We start from the raw sequence: 17688 nt of genomic DNA, 5'->3' as shown, positions 1-17688 counted from the left end.
CACGAGCACTGCTCGTGACGGGACCACCCCACCCGCCAGGTATGGAAAAAGCTAAGGGCGGCTCGGCTTCGCCTTCGCCTTTTCGTAGGCGACCTCGAACGCCTTGTCCGCGTCCACCTTGATGTCCGGGACCACGCCTACGCCTTCCCAGTTCGTGCCGGAGATCGGGTTGATCGCCCTGCCGTTGGGGATCGACGACTTCAGGTGCGGGCCCACTCGGTAGCGGTCGCCGGGGTGGGCGCCGCCCTTCGTCGTTTCGCCGATCAGGGTGGCTCGGGTGGTCTGCTGGAGGTTGTAGCTCAGTTCCTCGGCGCCGGAGAAGGTTCTTGAGCTGGTGAGGACGTAGACCGGTTTCTTGCCGCCGAACTTCGGGCCTGGCACGTGCGGCAGCGTGTGGAACTGGTGGGTCTTGTCCTCCGGGCGGTTGTAGATGTCGTTGAGGTGCACCGGTTCGTCGAACAGGTAGCTGCAGATCAGCGCTACCGTGTGGGGGTCGCCGCCGCCGTTGTTGCGGAGATCGATGATCAGGGCGTTCGTGTGGGCGATCAGGTTCATCGCCGCGGTGACGGCTGGGGTGGCGATTTCGGCGTCGTGCAGGAGGCTGAGTTCCAGCAGGCCGATGTTGCCTTCCAGGCGTTCGAGCTTGCGGATGCCGAAGGCATCCTGTTCGGCTTCCTTCTTGTACGCCACCGGGTCCCAGGCCGACTCCTGGTCGGATTCCTCGACCTCTGCCTCGCTGTAGAGCAGGCGGAGGTGCTTGTCGCCGTTGATGCTCTGCAGGTCCTCGGTCACCTGCTGGGCGAACTGCTGGTCGTCGGCCGCGGTGGCGTAGGCGCCTTCGGCCAGTTTCGACTGCAGGACTTTCGCGATCTCGGCGGCGGTGTCCGGGAAGACGTAGTAGGAGGCCAGCTGGGAGCAGAGGAGCTCTATCTCGGGTTCGCGCACGGGCGCACGATAATGCGCGCCCGGCGGGGCGTCAGCTCAATTCCGCTGGTCTCGTGCCGAGGCGTAGAGGCAGACCGCGGCGGCGGTGGCCAGGTTCAGGCTTTCGGCCGCGCCGTAGAGGGGGACTTTCAGCGCGGTGTCGAGTTTGGCGACCACGTCGTCCGGGAGGCCGTGGGCCTCGCTGCCGAAGACCCAGGCGGTGGGGTGCTTCAGGTCGCCCTTCGCGGAGGCTTCCACGAGGTCGTGTTCGGCGTAGCCGTCGGCGGCGACGAGTCGGAGGCCGGCTTGGCGGCAGGCTTCGAAGACCTCGTCGGCGTCTCGGGAGCGGGCGATGGGCAGGTGGAAGAGGGAGCCGGTGGAGGCTCGCACGCACTTGCCGTTGTGGGGGTCGACCGTGTCGCCGGCGAAGATCACGGCGTCGGCTCCTGCCGCGTCCGCCACGCGCGTGACGGTGCCCGCGTTGCCCGGGTCGGAGACGCCGTAGAGCACCGCCACTAGGCGTGGGGTGCCGGTCAGGGCCGTGTCCAGCGGCTGCGGGACGGTGTCGCAGACGGCGATGAGGCCTTGGGGCGTCACGGTTTCCGAGAGGGAGGCCGCGGCCTTGTCGTCGACCTCGCTGATGCGGACGCCCTGGTCCTCTGCGGACTGGAGCAGCTCGGCGTTGCGGTCGGCGGCGGTGGCCGTGACGAAGAGCTCGTGCACGGCGCCGGTGCGCCAGGCCAGTGCCTCGCGGACGGCCTGGGCTCCCTCCACCAGGAAGCGGCCTGCCTTGTCGCGGCCCTGGCGGCGGGTGAGGTGGCGAGCAGCAACGACCCGAGGCGTCCGTTCGGTGAACGGAGCTGCCTCGGGTCGGTGTGCTCGTGCGTGGTGACTCAGGCCTTGTCCCCGGCCGGAGCGTTCACGTCGGCCGGGAGCGCGCCGCGCGCGATCTCGACGAGGGCCGTGAAGGCGGTGGCGTCGGTGACGGCGAGGTCCGCGAGGATCTTGCGGTCGACCTCGACGCCGCCCAGGCGCAGGCCCTGGATGAGGCGGTTGTAGGTCATGCCGTTCGCGCGGGCAGCGGCGTTGATGCGCTGGATCCACAGCTTGCGGAAGTCGCCCTTGCGCGCACGGCGGTCGCGGTACGCGTAGTTGAGCGAGTGGAGCACCTGCTCCTTGGCCTTGCGGTACAGCCTCGAGCGCTGGCCGCGGTAACCGCTGGCGAGCTCGAGGGTGGTACGGCGCTTCTTCTGGGCGTTCACAGCCCGCTTGACGCGTGCCACGGGTCCATCCTGTCGATCTCATGGGGGGTTCGGGGTCGGGGCCCGAACCCCCGAGTTAGCTAGGGGGTGTGTCGAAGCGGGTCAGAGACCGAGCAGCTTCTTGATGCGCGGGGCGTCGTTCTCCGACACGACCGCGGTGCCGCTCATGCGACGCGTCACCTTGCTGGACTTCTTCTCCAGGATGTGGCGCTTGCCGGCCTTCTCCCGGAGGATCTTGCCGCTGCCGGTGACCTTGAAGCGCTTCGAGGTCCCGCTGTGCGTCTTGTTCTTCGGCATTTCCGTCCTCGTCTCGTGCTACCCACCGGGTCGGGGGCGGGCGTGCGTCCTACGCCTCGTCCGAAGCGGTGTCGTCCGCCTCGGGCGCGTCGTCGTCGTGCTTGACCACGCGCGGCTTGATGTTCTTGTGCGGCGCCAACACCATGATCATGTTGCGGCCGTCCTGCTTCGGGTTCGACTCGACGAAGCCCAGCTCCGCGACGTCCTCCGCCAGCTTCTGCAGAAGCCTGTAGCCGAGCTCGGGGCGCGACTGCTCGCGACCGCGGAACATGATGGTCACCTTGACCTTGTTCCCGTGCGAGAGGAAGCGGGCCACGTGGCCCTTCTTCGTCTGGTAGTCGTGCGGGTCGATCTTCGGGCGGAGCTTCTGCTCCTTGATGACCGTCAGCTGCTGGTTCCGACGCGACTCGCGAGCCTTCTGCGCGGTCTCGTACTTGAACTTGCCGTAGTCCATGAGCTTGCAGACCGGCGGGCGAGCCTGAGCGGCGACCTCTACGAGATCGAGATCCGCTTCCTGCGCGAGTCGGAGCGCGTCCTCGATGCGAACGATCCCGACCTGCTCACCATTCGGCCCGACCAGACGAACTTCCGGCACCCGAATGCGGTCGTTGATGCGCGGCTCGGTGCTGACGGGTGCACCGCGGTTCGAGGGACTTGTCATTCACGTCCTTTGAGACTCGTTTGCGCCAAAGACAAGAGCCCCGTCGTCGATGTCGACGACAGGGCCCGCTTCCGACCGATCTCACACCTGCCTGCTCGGACGCCCGTGCGCCCTGACTGCCAGGAGGACCGGACCCGGCCACCTCCAGAAGCGGTGATCGCGGGTGGGAGCGGGGCTCCACTTGCCGCTCTCGCACTAACGAGAGCTGGTCGCGTCCGAAATACTAGCAGACGGTCTTGTCAACCCCCGAATCGCGGGCCTGTGACGTCGGCTTGCTTGAATGGGCACGTGACCGATCCGCTTGAAGACAGCGTCCGTGACCTGGGAGATGTCCCCAGCATCGAGGTGATCAGCCGCGCCGCCGTGATGCTGCTGTCCGCCTCCGCGGAGCGCCTGGGTCTCGCCGACCCGGACCCCGACAACTCCCCGCGCCGCGACCTGGACGAGGCCCGCCGCCTGATCACGGGCCTGGCCGGCCTGGTCACGGCGACGTCGGAGTACCTCGGCCCGCACGCGGCCCCGCTGAAGGACGGCCTGCAGTCGGTCCAGCGCGCGTTCCGCGAGGCCTCCGCCGTTCCCGACGAGCCCGGCCAGGGTCCCGGCGAGAAGTACACCGGTCCCGTCTACTGACCGTTCTCTACTGGTCCGCTCTGACGACGACGGCTTCCCACGGCTCCGCCTTGATCTGGAAGACCGCGCTGGCCCGCTGGCCGGTGGCGGCCCTGAAGGTGACGGCGGAGCCGTTGTACAGCGGCCCGACGGCGAGGTGCTCCTTCGGCGGCTCGTCGTACTGCGACAGCCCGAGCACCCTGCTCCCCGGTACCACCGACACCGTGAGCTGCTCGATGACGGCCGGCCCGCCGAAGTAGCTGAGCCGGAACTCGTCCGGCGCCGCCGGCGTGATGGCGAACGTGGGCATCCCCCGCCTGCTGCGCTCGGCGGCGAGGACCTCGGCCATCTCGTTCATCTGCGCCGTGGCCTGCTGCCCGGCGAGCTGGGCCTCCTCGGCCAGCGCCCGAGCCGTCTGCGCCGCCTCCTCCGCCTTGGCCGTCGTGCCCCTGGCCTCCTCGGCCATGGCCTTGGCCTGCAACGCACTGGACGCGGCCTGCTCGACGGCCTTGCGCGCGGCCCGCGCCTCGTCCTGCGCCTTCTCGGCGGCGTCCTGGGCCTTGTTGGCGGCGTGCTGGGCGTTCTTGGCCTCCCGCGCCTGCCACAGCGCGATGGCCGTGGCGACCATGGCCACCACGGCGGCGATGACGGACACGGCGATCATGCCCGCACCCCCAGCGCCCTGAGCTGCCTGGACGCGAGCTCGTCGATGACGTCGGTGTCCCCGGTCCGCCACGCCACCGCCGGATCGCCGTCGAACTTGGCCAGCTGCCGCGGGCTGAGACCGGTGAGCGCCCTCAGCGCCAGCAGATCGGGCTTGTCCCGGAGCCGGGCCGTGTCCCCGGCCTTGCGGGCGTACCGCAGCCGCAGCGGCAGCCAGGTGATGAGCAGGAACAGGACCGGGACCACGACCAGTGCGGCGGCCAGCCAGAACGCGCTGTCCTGAACGACGCTGATCTGCGCGTTGCCGGCGTTGGTGAGCGTCTCGCCGGCCTTGGTGCCGTTGCCCAGCGCACCCGCCAGGTCGTTGCCGACCAGGGGGACGTTCCGCGCTTTGGCGGCGGCGTTGGTGAAGACGTCGCGGATGTTGCCGCCTGCGTTGACCAGGCCGTCTCCTGGGGCTCGCAGCTCCAGGACCCAGTCGTGGACGGTGGTGGCCACCCAGATCCAGAGGGCCACCCATGCCACGGCTAGGAGGTCGGCGATCAGCTGACGCGTGAACCTGACCGGTCTGTCCGCGTACCACTTCATGGTGCGGATGCTGCCACAACGTCTGCGGCGGTCAGGACCGCCCAACCCGGCACCCCTGACCGCCACCGGCGATCTCTAGAGCACGTTTTCCGGCGGCACCCTCCGGATCAGGTTCTCCACGGCCTGCGGGCCTCGGCCGAAACTGGCCAGCCAGGTCTCCACGAGGTAGACAGTCCGCTCCTCGTCGATGCCCAGGAAGTACCGCCCGCCGTCGAACTCCCCGAGAGGGAACAGCCGGCTGCCGAGATCCGCGCTCCACTCGTGGAAGCGGTCCTCTTCGCCGATGCAGAGCAAGGGATCGAACTCGAAGCGCGACCCCAAGCTCCAGTCGTCCACGGGACTGAACGACAGCCCGCCGAACTCGGCGAGGAATTCCACGGCAGCGGCGTGCGGCGGCAGTCCAGCCGCGGTGAACCCGGACGTCCACCTCACCGTGTCCACCCTGCGGCCGGGAGTCCAGCCCGCTTTCAGCAGGGACTCCCGAACCTCAGGTGAAAAGCCGCTCACGTGGTCCTCTCTCAGATGCCGTCGTCCGTGTGGAAGTCGATCCTGAAGTGGTTGACCACCGGACGACAGAGAGCACACGGCCCGATCGGCTTCATGTAGTTGGGATTGTCCTTGTTCCTGAGCATCACAGCCGCAGCGTCGGAACCAGTCGGATCGTGCCCGTCCAGAACGGCCATCGACAGGCAGATGATCAGGCCACAACTGCCGTTGCCCTTGCTGGATATCCCGCTCTGCCGAGCACCGGCGACGATGCCGGTGATGTTGGAGGGGACGACGATCGGCAAGGTACCGCCGCGAACGCTCGGGTAGGCGTAGACCTGACCGCCAGGCAACCTGATCGCCTCAGCCGTGCTTCCGCGCGTCTTCGACGTCCACTGGTTGCTCGCGATCACCTCATCGCTCAAGGTCTCCGCAACCATGTGCGGTTCCTCACCGAACGACTGCGTGCGTTCGCAGAGGAACGGATCGGCGTTGTGGACCAGTACATCGGCTACAGCGGCCTTTCCGGCACCGCCCGCACCCACGTAGTAGGTGTGAAGCCCGTCGACCGTGAGGTTGTAGACCAACCGTCCACCGGAGAACGTCCGGGTGCCGGTGACCGTCGCAGGACGGTTGTCCGCGGTGAGGAACCGGTACCCCGGCTCGATGTCCCCGGCCGAGAGCCACTTGCCCAGGTCGGGCAGCCAGAACGGGTGCTCGTCGGTGACCGAGATCTTTCCGCCGCCGGACTCCGACGACACGTCGAGTTGGTGGACCGCCGAGTCCGTCAGGTACCCGCGGACATCGGTGATCTTCTTGGCGGCCGTCTTCCCGGTGGTCGGGTCGGTGGCCAGTACGAGGTCACCGACCTTCAAGTCCCGAATGGGCTTCCGAGATCCGTCCGCCATCAAGACGGGCGTGTCACCCGTGAAACTGTTCTTGTTGCGGCTGATCGGGCAGCTCGCGCCGGCCTCGTTGCGCCCGTGCGCCCCCGAGTCCTTCGCCTTGTCGTTGCCCCTCTTCCGGTTCGGCCCGAACAGCGAGATCAGGTCCCCGAGCCCCGGCACCTGCGAGTTCGCGAAGTCCGAGACCATCTGCTCGCCCACAGACTGCACCACGGACACGCCGGGCTTGATCACGGTCGCCTTGATCGTGTCCCAGACCTTGTTGACGTCCTGCACGTTCTCCGCGACCGCGCCGACCAGGCGGGCCGGCATGTTCGCCGACGACGACACCAGGTCCTTCATCGCGATCTTCGGCTTCAGCGCCGCCTGCAGCACGGGCATGGCGTTGTTCTTCACGGCGTGCGCGATCGCGGACTTGGCGCGGGCCGTCACCGCCTTCATGGCGGCCAACCGGGCGGCTGCGGCGGCCGCTGCTGCCGCGGCTTTTCGGGCTGCTGCCTGGGCTGCTTCCTTCGCCGCTGTCTTGGCCATGTCGCCCGCGTTGCGGCGGACGGCGCCGGCTATGTCGTCGCCGTACTTGCGGCCCGCGCCCACGACGTCGTCGCCGTACTTCCGGCCGGCGCCGATGATGTCGTCGCCGTACTTGCGTGCGCCGCCGATCAGGTCGTCGCCGTACTTCACCAGGTACTTGGCGCCCTTGGCGAGCTTGCCGAACGGCACGAAGTTCGAGGCCGCCCACAGGAAGTTGCCCAGGCTCGGCTCGCGGATGAAGTTCGCGATGTCGTTGTAGCCCGAGACCTCCTTGACGACCTCGAGCCCCACGGAGGCGACCTTCTTGACGCCGTTCCAGACCGCGCCCCAGTTCGGCCAGTGGCCGTCGGGGTCGATCATGTCGAGCGGGCGGCCTGCGCCGTAGGTGTAGCGGTTGAACAGGACCGAGGCGCCCGACGAGGCGGAAACCGTGTCACGTGACGAGAAAGCACCCGACGAAGGCTGGTACCAGCGAGCTCCCATGTTGACCTGGCCCGAGTCCGGGTCGGTCCAGTCGCCCTGGTAGCCCACGGAACGCTTCGTGCCCGACGACGCGATCTGCTTGCCGAACGGGTCGTAGGCGGTCGAGTCCTGCATGCCGCCCTGGGCCGGGTCGAAGCCGCCCACCAGGTCGCCGTGCTTGTCGGTCAGCGCCAGGCGCTTCTCGGTGCCCTGCTGCAACGACAGCAGCTCACCGGAGGCGCCACGGCCGAACAACGAGTCCGAATCGGACACCGGGTCGATGTCGGTTCCCGCGTAGGCGAACTTCTTGGTGTTGCGGGAGACCACGCGGTCGAAGCCGTCGTAGGCGTAAGCCGTCTGACCCACGGCGATCATGCGGTCGAAGGCGTCGAAGGAGAACTTCTCCTCGAACCCGGACGACGTGCGCGACAGCATCGCGCCGGACGGCGAGTACCTGTACGTGTAGTCGCTGTCGGACTTGAGCCTGTTGCGTTCGTCGTAGACCGCTGTCTTGGCGCCGGCACGGGTGCGGTTGCCGGAGGCGTCCCACTCGTACGCGGTCGTCACGCCGCCGACCGTCCACGACTTCAGGCGGTTCGACTGGTCGTAGGTGTAGGTGTTGTCGCCCGCACCCGCCAGGCCCGACGTCACCTTCCGCGTCAGGCGGTCGTTGTTGTCGTACTCGTAGGCCAGGGAGGAGACGACCGAACCGGTGGTCCCGTCCTTCACCACGTCGGACTTCATCCGGCCGAGAGCGTCGTAGTCGACGTCGCGGGTGCGGGCGCTGCCGTACTGCACGCGGGACAGCTGGCCGGCGTCGTTGTAGCCGAACACCTGGCCGGTGCCGGTGATGCTGTCGGTCGCGGTGTGCAGCCGGCCCTTGTCGTAGGTGAAGCGGGCCGTGCCGGAGGCGTCGGCGCGCGTCTTCATCCTGCCGAGGTCGTCGTACTCGAACGACGAGTCGCCGGACGGGCCGTTCGCGGTCAGCAGGCCGCTGCGGTCGTTGTAGGTGAAGACGTTCTTGCCACCGGGAGCGCTGGACTCCAGCAGCCTGCCGACCGGGTCGTAGGCCTGGACCCGTTCCGCGGCGGCGACGGACGACCCGGCGCCCGTCTCCTTCGTCAAGCGGTTGAGGAAGTCGTACTGCCGCTCCCGCGTGATCCCGCCGGGCGCCACCATCTTCTCGACGTTGCCGGTCGAGTCGTACGTGGTCGTCCAGGTGCGGTCGGCCGCGTTCGGGTGCGCCTCCGTGGACGGCTCGACGACCGACTCCGGCAGCGACCACGCGTTGTAGGTCGTGACGAACTTGGTGGCGCGGCCATCGGTGTACCGGGTGCGGTTGCCCTTGGCGTCGTAGCCGAACGAGGTCGTGATGCTCTCGGTGTCCGAGACAGGTTCGACCTGCTGCGTGAGCCTGCCGAGCGCGTCGTAGCTGTAGCGCGCGGTCTTGCCCATGCCGTCGGTCGCGGTCTCGACGTTGCCGGCCGCGTCGTGGGTGTAGCCGGTGCGGCGCAGGATCTGCCCGGCGCCGTCGAGGCTGAACTGGGCGTCCATCCGGCCGGCCGCGTCGTGGCGCACGAAGCTGGTGCGTCCCAGGGCGTCCTGCTGCCACACCTGGCGGCCCGCGCCGTCGTAGCCGAACTTCGTCGTCACGTTCGCCGGGTCGGTGGCGGTGATCCGCTGGCCGAGGGCGTCGTAGCCGAACTTCGTGACGTCGTTGTTCGGCGCGGTGGCCTTCACCAGCTCACCGGCGTCGTTGTACTCGAACGTCGTGGTGAACGCGGCGGCGACGGGCTTGCGCTCGAGCACCGACTGCGTGGCCACGCGGCCGAGGTCGTCGTAGGTCGACTCCGTGCGCGCACCCGTCGGGTCCGTCGCCGAGAGCTGCTCGCCCTTGTGCGTGTAGGTGTACTTCCACACGCCACCGACCTCGGTCGGCGCGTCGGCCTTCGGGTCCTGGCGCTCGACCATGCGGCCGAGCTGGTCGTAGCGGAACCGGGTCACGGCGCCGCGCGGGTTCGTCGTCTCGACGGCGTTGCCCGCCGGGTCGTACCTCGTCGACGTGACGGCCTTGACCGGGGTCGTCGTGCCGGGTGCCACGTAGTCCGGCAGCTCCACGCGTAGCGGGCGGCCGTTCTTGTCGTAGAACCGCTTGGTGACCTGGCCGTTCTCGTCCTTCGACTCCACCTCGTCGCCGAAGGTGTTGTAGCCGACCACGTTCTCCGGCCGGGCGGTGACCGGAGCGCCGCCGCCCGTCTCGACGGCCACGGCGGGCTGCTTCACCCGGACCTGGCGCTCCTGCTCGTCGTAGGAGAACTCGGTCGTGAAGCCGCGCGGGTCGGTCTCCGACGTCATCAGGCCGCGCCGGTCGTAGGTGCGCGACGTGGTCAGCGCCTGCGAGCCGAGCTTGACCGCCTCGGTGAGCTGGTTGCCGACGCTGTCGTAGGTGTAGTCGACGACCTCGCTGGTCGCGGCGCTCATCGTGCCGGTGTTCGAGGCCTGGCCGGACTTGACGACCTGCTTGACCAGACCGTTGGGGTCGTAGGTGTAGAGCGTCGTGCGAGCCAGCTTGCCGGAGCCCGGGTCGGCGACGACCTCCTCGACCTGGTTGTTGCGGTTGTACTTGAACGACGTGAGGCGGTCGCCCGCGCCCTTGCGGGTCAGCACGTTGCCCGCGGCGTCGTAGGTGTTCTCCTCCAGCAGCTTCAGGGTCTTGGTGCCGCCGGCGCCCCTGACCTCGGCCCTGGACCGGAACAGCAGGCCGTTCTGGTAGTAGTCGTAGACCGTCTTGCGGCCCATGGCGTCGGTCTGCCAGATGAGCCGGCCGCCGAGGTCGTAGGTGTACGCCTCCATGACGAGCAGCTGCCCGTCGTCGGCCGTCTCGCCGGTGCCGATGCCGCCGCTGATCGGCTTGCCGTGGAACCCGCGCAGGCGGACCTCGGCGAGCTTGTTGCGCGCGGTGTAGGCGTACTCGACCTTGGTGCCCAACGGGTCCACGACCGACGTCCGGTTGCCGAACACGTCGTAGGCGTACGAGGTCGTCGCGCCTTCCGCGTCCGTCACCGAGCTCTGCCGGCCGCGGTCGTCGTAGCCGTAGGCGAGGGTCCTGGTCTCGTCGCCGCCGGTGAGGTCGGCGATGTCGACGCGTTCGGGCTGGCCGTCGGCGTTGAACGTCGTCCTGGTGTGCCTGGTGTGCTTGACGTTCGTGACCGCGTTCGTCACGGCCGCGTCGGTCACCTCGACCGGCTTGTTGCGCCCGTCGAGGAGGAACTTCGTCTCCAGCCCGGCCGGGTGCTCGTCCGAGACCTGCTTCTCGCTGACCTTGCGGCCGAGCAGGTCGTAGCGGTACTCGGTGGTGATGCCGTTGGCGTTGTCGGCCCGCGGCGGTTCGGTGACGGAGAACAGGTCGCCGTTGCCGTAGTAGACGTACTTCGTGGTCTTGCCACGACCGTCGGTGGTGCTCTTCAGCAGTCCTACGGGAACGTTGGCGCCGTCGACGCCCGTGTCGCCCTGCTTGGTGTAGTCGTGCACGACGGTCGTGCCGTCGGGCATCGTCTGCTTGGTCAGGTCGCCGCGCTCGTTGTACTGCGACGACGTCAGGTACGTGTTGTCGGTCGCGCTCGCCGACCGCGCGTCACGGGCCGTGAGCTGCTTGTCGATCCGCGGGTCGGTGTCGTTCACGTGACCGGCGGCCGGCGGCTGGTAGGTGAAGTGCTCGGTGTCGCACTGGCTCGACGTCCGGCACGTCTTGCGCGACAGCACGTTGCCGCGCTCGTCGTGCTTGAGCTCGACCTGGTGGCCGTTCTCGTCGGTGATGACGTGCTGGAAGCCGCTCTCGTCGTAGTCGTAGGTGCGGACGCCGACGCCCTGGACGGGACCGCCGACCCACGTCGGGTCGTTGCCCGTCTTGCCACCGCAGTAGGTCGGGCTGCCGTCCGGGTTCGGCGTCGGGGTGCCGGTGCACGGCGGCGCGCCGGTCGGGGTCGTCGGCACGACGGACGGGTCGGGCCTGTCCTCGGTGCGGACGCCGACGCCCAGCGGGGCGACGAACCGGATGATCCGGCCCTTGACCGGGTCGTAGTCGAAGAAGTGCGACCGCTTGCCGGGGTCGGTCACCTCGATCGACCGGACCAGGTTCTTCACCGACCGGCCGGCGGCGTCCTTGTCCTCGGTGCCGGAGACCTGCGGCAGACCGAGCTTCCAGAGACCGCCGTTCTCGTCGGTGTACTGCGAGATCCGGTCGTTCACGGTGTCGTACGACAGCTCCGCGGCGACTCGGCCGCTCGGCATCGTCACCTTGGTCAGCTGGTCGGAGTGCTCGCGCGCGGCGTAGTGCTGCTTGACCGCCGCCTCGCCGAGCGGGTGCTGGTAGAGCGCGACCTCGTCGATCTGGCCGCCGAAGAACTTCTTGCCCTCGCCAGGCCACCAGCCGTACGGCGCCCAGTCGGCGGGACCGACGGCGTGCGCGGCACCGATCTGGCCGAAGTTCAGCCTGCTGTCGTCGATCTCGGCGCCGGTGATCTCGCCGACCTTGGTGCCGTCGAGGAACATCGTCGTGGTCGCGAGCGACCCGGTGAGCACGACGTGGTGCCACTGGTCGTTGTTCACCGCGGCGGAGCTGGTGATCGGCGAGACCCTGCCGTGCCAGAACTGGCCGCGCAGCTTGCCGTCCCTGTCCACGTACAGGACGGGGACGGCGCCCTCGGGGTTCTCGTCGAACGGCTTGTGCTGGAAGCCGACCAGCGGCCCGCCGGTCGTGGTCCTGAACCACAGCTCGATCGACAGGTCGCGGCTCTTCTTGATCGCGCCGTCCGGCAGCTTCACGAGCGAGCTGCTGCCGTTGAAGCCGGTGGCCCTGTCGGGGCTGCCGTCGAGCGGACCGGTGAGGTCGCGCGTGGTGTCGCGGTGCTCGCCCCAGTCCTTGGTGAGGTTGGTCGCGACCTGGCTGACGGCCGCGTTGCCGGCGGGCTCGCCGAGCCGCCAGTACGAGTCCGGCTTCGAGTCCATCACCGCGGACCGGTAGTGCGAGCCCGTGGAGTACTCGTACTGGGTGCAGGCGGTCGTCGGGTCGCAGACCTTCTTCAGCTGGTCGCCGAAGTACTCGTAGGTCCACCGGATCGGCGTGCCACCGGAGACCGGCGGGTCGGTGCGGACCTCCTTGACGTGGTTGCCCGACCAGGTGAAGTAGAGCGTGCGGTTGCTGGTGCGGTTGATCGCGCGCTTGAGCTGCCCGCTGACGCCGTAGTCGAACTCCACGAGCCGGCCGGCGTTGTCGAAGATCGAGGCGACCTTGCCGTCGGACGAGCGGAACGTGTAGGTGGCGTTGGACTTGTCGACCAGCACGTAGTTGCGCGTCGAGCTGTCCTGGTAGAAGGTCGCGAACCGGCCGGGCGGCGGGTCGAAGCTGCCGTCCTCCGCGTTCTTGCCGAACCGCACCGCCTGGCCGTCGGGGTAGGTCACCACGACGTTGCCCGTGCCGTCGTCGTCCGGCACGACGCGCATGTCGTAGCGCGTGGACCAGCCGGCGCCGAACGCGAGGTCCTTGCGCGGGTCGAGGCTGTTGTAGGTGCGGGCGACCGTCAGCTCGGGGCCCGTGACGCCGATGGCCGAGTCGACCGCGGCGGTGGTGTAGTTGCCGATCTGCGGGTCGAAGTCGAGGTCGCCCGCGCTGTAGGGCGCGCCGCCGAGGTGCGAGGTGACGTCGGGCTGCGGCACCGCGGTCAGCAGTGCGCTGAACTGGAGCGCCTCACTGCGCGCACCCGACGGGTCGATCGCGAAGGCGCGCCAGTAATAGGTTTCGCTCCACTGCAACCATCCCTTCGGGACGGTCCAGGTGCGCGACTTCGACCGCGGGGAGAGCCGGCAGCCGACGTTGGTCTCGCCGGTGACGTCGTTGCGTTGACAGACCTCGAACTCGTAGTCGATCGTCGTGTTCGGCGGCGCGTCGACGTCCACCGCGTCGGCCCACAGCTGCGGCGTGAGCACCGGCGAGGAGTGACCGGCCGGCGGGTACTGCGCCTTCACGATCGGCGGCAGCTCGAACACCGTCAACGACAGGCGAGCGGGCGGGATCTGCTCGTCGGTGAAGAAGGTGTTGCCGTGCACCATGCTGAAGTCGAGCAGGTAGTCGCCGGGCTCCAGCTGGAACACCCTGGCGTCCAGGACGATCGTGTCACCGGGCGGGACGCTGCGCGGCAGCTCCGCCGCCACCCGCGCGTCCTTCGGCTGACCGGTCGAGCTGAACGCGCGGTACGACAGCTTGTACCCCGCGGCCTGGCTCCAGGTCTGGCCGCTCTTGTTCGTGACCGCGATCTTGACGGTCGGCTTGGGAGCGTTGGGGTCCGCGGGGTTGTCGCTGGTGCGGTGCACCGGCGGTTCCGGGATGCCGCGCTCGACGCGGTAGCCGGCGTCGTAGGGCGTGCTCGTCACGAACAGGCGCGGCGGGTTGGCCGTGCCCGCGCCCGCGAACAGCTTCCAGCCGGCGAGCGCCTTGACCGCGAAGCCGTTGTTCGCCTGGCCGCCCTTGACCCAGCCCTCGACCAGTGCCCGGCCGCCCTCGCCGAGGTCGATGGCCTCCGGGCGCGGCGGGCAGGCCGAGTGCGACTGGCCGAGCCCGACGTAGCCGTACGCGAACGAGCCGCCGCCCAGCGCGCCACCGGTCGGCAGCACCGACTTCGTCCCGCTGTCCCAGCTCTGGTTCACCGCGTGCACGCTGATGGGCTGGGGCCGGCACGACGGCGCGTCGTAGTTCGACAGGTAGAGCTGGGCGCCGAACACGCGGTGGTTCGCGATCCCGCTCAGGCCGAACTTCAGGTAGGTGGTGTACCCGTCGCCGGACTTGAGCGTCGTGCCGTTCAGCACGGACGAGCCGTTGGTCGAGATGGCCGGGTCCGCGGCCGGTCCGGTCACCGTCGGGTCGACGGCGATCGGGAACCGGCGCGCGCCGTCGCGGACCCAGGACGCGTCCGCGGTCATCTTGAGCGCCTGGCCACCGTTGTGGGTGACCAGCTCGTAGGTGATGTCGCCGGAGAGCGCGCCCGCCGCGTCGGTCATGTGGCCGGCGGGGATGATCGCCTCGACCGCCCCGGACGCGTCGGTCAGCTCGACCGCGTTCGCGACGACCTTCGCGCGCAGTCCGTTGAGGCGCAACGGGAAGACCCAAGCCGTGGCGGCGTCGGGGCCGGCCAGGACCAGCGTCTCCTTGACACCGCCGGGAAGCACGTCGAGCCGGAGGTCGGTGTGAGGGACGACACCGGGGTAGACGACCGTGCTGTCGCTCACCTTCGCCTGCGCGGAGGACGTCCCGGCGAACCCGAACGCGAACTCGCCGCCGCCGATCTTCATCGACACGAACGGCGACTCCGAGGCCGTGCCGCCGAAGCGGGAGTCGACCGAGTCGGCGCCGTTGCGCCAGCCGTTGCCGTCACGCACGAGCTTGGTGTCGATGGGCGCCCACGACCCGTCGGGCTTGCGGTAGTTCGTCCGCGCCTGGGAGAACTCGGTGGTCTCGGTGCCGTCGGTGTTGTGGAACGTGCGGGAGTTCGCGTCCCTTTTGGACTCGTCCTCCTTGCTCGTCGCGGCGTCGTAGCCGGTGAAGCCGACCGGAGCGGCGACCTCGCGCGCCGAGTTGGGCGGTGGTTCCGGCGCGGCCGGGAAGTTCGGTTGCGGGTACTTCGCGAGCTCTGACCTGGGCATCGCGCGGTTCGCCGCACCCGTGCCCTCGGTCTCGTGCGGCTGGTCCGCAGCGGTTCCCCAGCTCTGGTCGGGTGCGAGCTCGCTCGGGTCGAGCGCGCCACCGGCGGCCCACTGCGGGACGAGCTGCATCGCCGACGGTCCGACGGTGCCGACCAGCAGCACCATGATCAGGCCGACGACGGCCGCGATCCTGCCCTTGCGCGATCTCGGGAAAAGCATGCGCGCACGCCAAATACGGCCATTGGCCATGGTCTTACTCCCCCAGGAACTTCCTTCGACAACAGCGGAAAACCCGCCGTCAACCCCAGTGCCGACGACTGAGCATTGCCAGGGCGTGAAGGCGATGTCAAGTCCACGGCGGCATCCGGACACCTTCGGACAGAACCGGACGTACCTCACACCCGGTCGGGTCTGGTGATCTTCGGGGCGGCTGGGTTACGGTCCGCTCGCCGGATGTGGCACTGGGACGGCACTGGGGCGTCCCGACCGTCCACATCGGCTCGACTTCTGGGGGAGTTAATGTCAACGCGCTCTTTTGGCGTGCGCAGATCCGGTGTGAGCGTTGCGGTCTCGGGTGTTCTGGGCGTCTCGCTGCTCGTCGCACCCGGCGCTCCGGTCGCGTCCGCCGCCTCGTCGCTCACCTGCAACACCGCGGTCAACGTGGTCGGCGTCACCCAGCAGGGCACCGTGTTCCGGTACCCGCACGAGGAACCGGAGAACGGCAACTTCGTCTGGAGCGGGAAGCAGGACGTCCCCAGCAGCGGCTGGCAGATCGGTCGCATGCTCGCCGCGCCCGGCGGTGTCATCTACCACCTCGTCGGGCCGAACAACGGTGCCGCCAGCGGTGAGCTGCGCAGGCTCAAGATCGTGGACACGTCCTCTGGTCCCGGCTGGGCCACGATGCCCGGCGGCGGGCAGTACCGCGTGGTCGGCAGCGGCTGGGCGCGGTACGCGGAAGCCGCGCACCGCAACAAGGTCACGGTCGACGAGAAGGGCAGGCTGTTCGAGATCAACGCGAGCGGCCAGCTCAAGATGTTCGTGTGGGAGGGCGGTGACGACGGCGGCTGGACCGGCGAGACCGGGGGCGGCAAGGTCCTCGACACCGGCTGGGACCAGTTCGACCTGGTCGTCGCGGCGGGCGACGGCGTGCTCTACGCCCGCAAGCCCGGCGGCGAGCTGCTGCGCTACCGCTACGACGCGGTGGCCGACCGGTTCCTGCAGTACGCGCAGTACGTCGGGGCCGGCTGGAACATGTTCAACCGGGTCTTCTCCCCCGGTGGCGACGTCCTCTACGGCTCGTGGCCCGGCCAGAACGGCCAGGGCCAGCTGCTCTGGTACCGCTACCTCGAGGACACGAACACCTGGGCGCCCGGCGACCCGAACACGAACCTCGGCAAGGTAGTCGGCTTCGGCTGGTACAACGAGCTCGACGTCGTGGCCTACCCCGGCGACTGCCGCCTGGTCGGCTACCCGACGACGCAGCGCCCGTCGGTCCAGCCGAACCCCACCGCGCCGCTGACGCTGGCCGAGGGGCCGGACAAGCTGGCGAACTACTTCCTCGTCAACGCCCAGGGCGCGCTCGTGCACGGCCACCAGCGCCACTCCGGTGACCTGCTGCTGGTCGACCACACCCCGCTGGCCGGCTACGACAGGTACACCGGCACGCCCGCGGCCGGCCTGAACACCTCCACCGCCGGCACGGGCCTGACCGGCACGTTCGACGTCCAGGCGCAGAGCCACGAGGACGCCGACACGCGCGGCAAGACCCAGTCGAGCGCCAACGGCCCGTTCCCGACGGCCTCGCTGACGCAGCACCGCGGTCACCTCGCCGGTGACTCCGTGCTGGCGAAGGGAGGCGACGGACTGCTGTCGTCGTTCGGCGTCAGCGCCGACGGGAAGCTCTGGTACCGCAAGCAGATCGCGAACGACGGCCGCTTCACGGCGTGGCGCTCGCTCGGCGGCGAGGGCCTCACGACCGACTTCTCCGTGGTGCCCAACGGCGACGCGTTCGACGTGGTCGCCCGGCTCACCGACAACTCGGTCCGCGTCGCCCGCCTGACCGGCACGACGCTCGGCGCGTGGAAGGACCTCGGCGGCACGGACGCCAGGGGCAAGCCCGCCGCCGTGCTGCACGGCGGCGACAGCACGCTGCAGGTCCTGGTGCGCAAGGCCGACAACAAGATCTACACGCAGAAGCAGGGCTCGACGGGCTTCCCCGGCACGTGGACCGTCATCGACGGCCTGACCGCCGCCGGCGCACCCTCCGCCGTGCTGACCACCCGGGGCAGGATCGAGGTCTCGGTGCGCGGCGCCGACAACCTCGTCTACTCGACCGGTCAGAACCAGCAGTACGGCGCCTTCCGCCAGTGGGAGGTCCGCGACTTCCACGAGGCCGCGACCGACGTGTCGTCGGCGATGTGGAGCGACGGCAGCTGGCTGATCACGTGGCGCGACCCGATGGGCGAGGTCTACACCTACCGCGGCTCGTACGGCACGCCGCTCGCCACCCAGCGGTCCGCCACCGCCGGTGTCTCCTACACCGGCGGCAAGACGAAGCTCTGACCTGCCCCGGACCGTCCTCTGTGGAGCATCACGGAGGACGGTC

The 17688-nt window shown here is 69.2% G+C and carries 11 protein-coding genes; 2 read left to right on the top strand and 9 right to left on the bottom strand.

The window, feature by feature from the left end:
• Window positions 1-51 precede the first annotated feature (51 nt).
• From ACFWV3_RS34185 to infC, 5 genes are all read right to left on the bottom strand, one after another.
• Entirely contained in the window at window positions 52-945 is an 894-nt protein-coding gene (locus ACFWV3_RS34185; RefSeq protein WP_382417496.1) for a S41 family peptidase, read from the bottom strand.
• A gap of 36 nt (window positions 946-981) precedes the next feature.
• Complete coding sequence (locus ACFWV3_RS34180; protein ID WP_382417556.1) at window positions 982-1821, bottom strand: TrmH family RNA methyltransferase; 840 nt, start codon at window positions 1819-1821, stop codon at window positions 982-984.
• A complete protein-coding gene (gene rplT / locus ACFWV3_RS34175) occupies window positions 1818-2207 on the bottom strand; it encodes a 50S ribosomal protein L20 (RefSeq protein WP_382417494.1) in 390 nt (129 codons plus the stop codon). Before rplT ends, ACFWV3_RS34180 begins: the two co-directional genes overlap by 4 nt.
• 81 nt (window positions 2208-2288) lie before the next feature.
• Window positions 2289-2483 carry a 50S ribosomal protein L35 gene (gene rpmI / locus ACFWV3_RS34170; RefSeq protein ID WP_086663968.1) on the bottom strand — a complete coding sequence of 65 codons (195 nt, stop codon included), beginning with the start codon at window positions 2481-2483 and terminating at the stop codon, window positions 2289-2291.
• Window positions 2484-2532: 49 nt separating this feature from the next.
• On the bottom strand, window positions 2533-3144 hold the full coding sequence (gene infC, locus ACFWV3_RS34165) for a translation initiation factor IF-3 (RefSeq protein WP_382417492.1): 612 nt from the start codon (window positions 3142-3144) through the stop codon (window positions 2533-2535).
• Window positions 3145-3432: 288 nt separating this feature from the next.
• Between infC and ACFWV3_RS34160 the strand changes: the two genes are divergently transcribed.
• A complete protein-coding gene (locus ACFWV3_RS34160; RefSeq protein ID WP_382417491.1) occupies window positions 3433-3774 on the top strand; it encodes a DUF1844 domain-containing protein in 342 nt (113 codons plus the stop codon).
• Between the two features lie 7 nt (window positions 3775-3781).
• On the opposite strand, the gene ACFWV3_RS34155 is transcribed toward ACFWV3_RS34160, so the two are convergent.
• From ACFWV3_RS34155 to ACFWV3_RS34140, 4 genes are all read right to left on the bottom strand, one after another.
• Complete coding sequence (locus tag ACFWV3_RS34155; protein WP_382417489.1) at window positions 3782-4417, bottom strand: hypothetical protein; 636 nt, start codon at window positions 4415-4417, stop codon at window positions 3782-3784.
• Window positions 4414-5004 carry a hypothetical protein gene (locus tag ACFWV3_RS34150; RefSeq protein ID WP_382417487.1) on the bottom strand — a complete coding sequence of 197 codons (591 nt, stop codon included), beginning with the start codon at window positions 5002-5004 and terminating at the stop codon, window positions 4414-4416. The genes ACFWV3_RS34155 and ACFWV3_RS34150 overlap by 4 nt, the downstream gene beginning before the upstream one ends.
• 75 nt (window positions 5005-5079) lie before the next feature.
• Window positions 5080-5511: an SUKH-3 domain-containing protein gene (locus tag ACFWV3_RS34145; protein WP_382417485.1), complete on the bottom strand. Its 432-nt coding sequence runs from the start codon at window positions 5509-5511 to the stop codon at window positions 5080-5082.
• 11 nt (window positions 5512-5522) lie between these two features.
• Window positions 5523-15302 (bottom strand): RHS repeat-associated core domain-containing protein, encoded by a 9780-nt coding sequence (locus ACFWV3_RS34140; RefSeq protein WP_382417483.1) that lies wholly within the window; start codon window positions 15300-15302, stop codon window positions 5523-5525.
• A 336-nt stretch (window positions 15303-15638) separates the two neighbouring features.
• Between ACFWV3_RS34140 and ACFWV3_RS34135 the strand changes: the two genes are divergently transcribed.
• Window positions 15639-17645: a tachylectin-related carbohydrate-binding protein gene (locus ACFWV3_RS34135; RefSeq protein WP_382417481.1), complete on the top strand. Its 2007-nt coding sequence runs from the start codon at window positions 15639-15641 to the stop codon at window positions 17643-17645.
• Window positions 17646-17688: the final 43 nt, after the last annotated feature.

The organism is Lentzea sp. NPDC059081 (genome assembly GCF_042738015.1).
Classification (GTDB): Bacteria; Actinomycetota; Actinomycetes; order Mycobacteriales; family Pseudonocardiaceae; genus Lentzea.
This window is presented reverse-complemented; position numbering and strand designations above follow the sequence as displayed.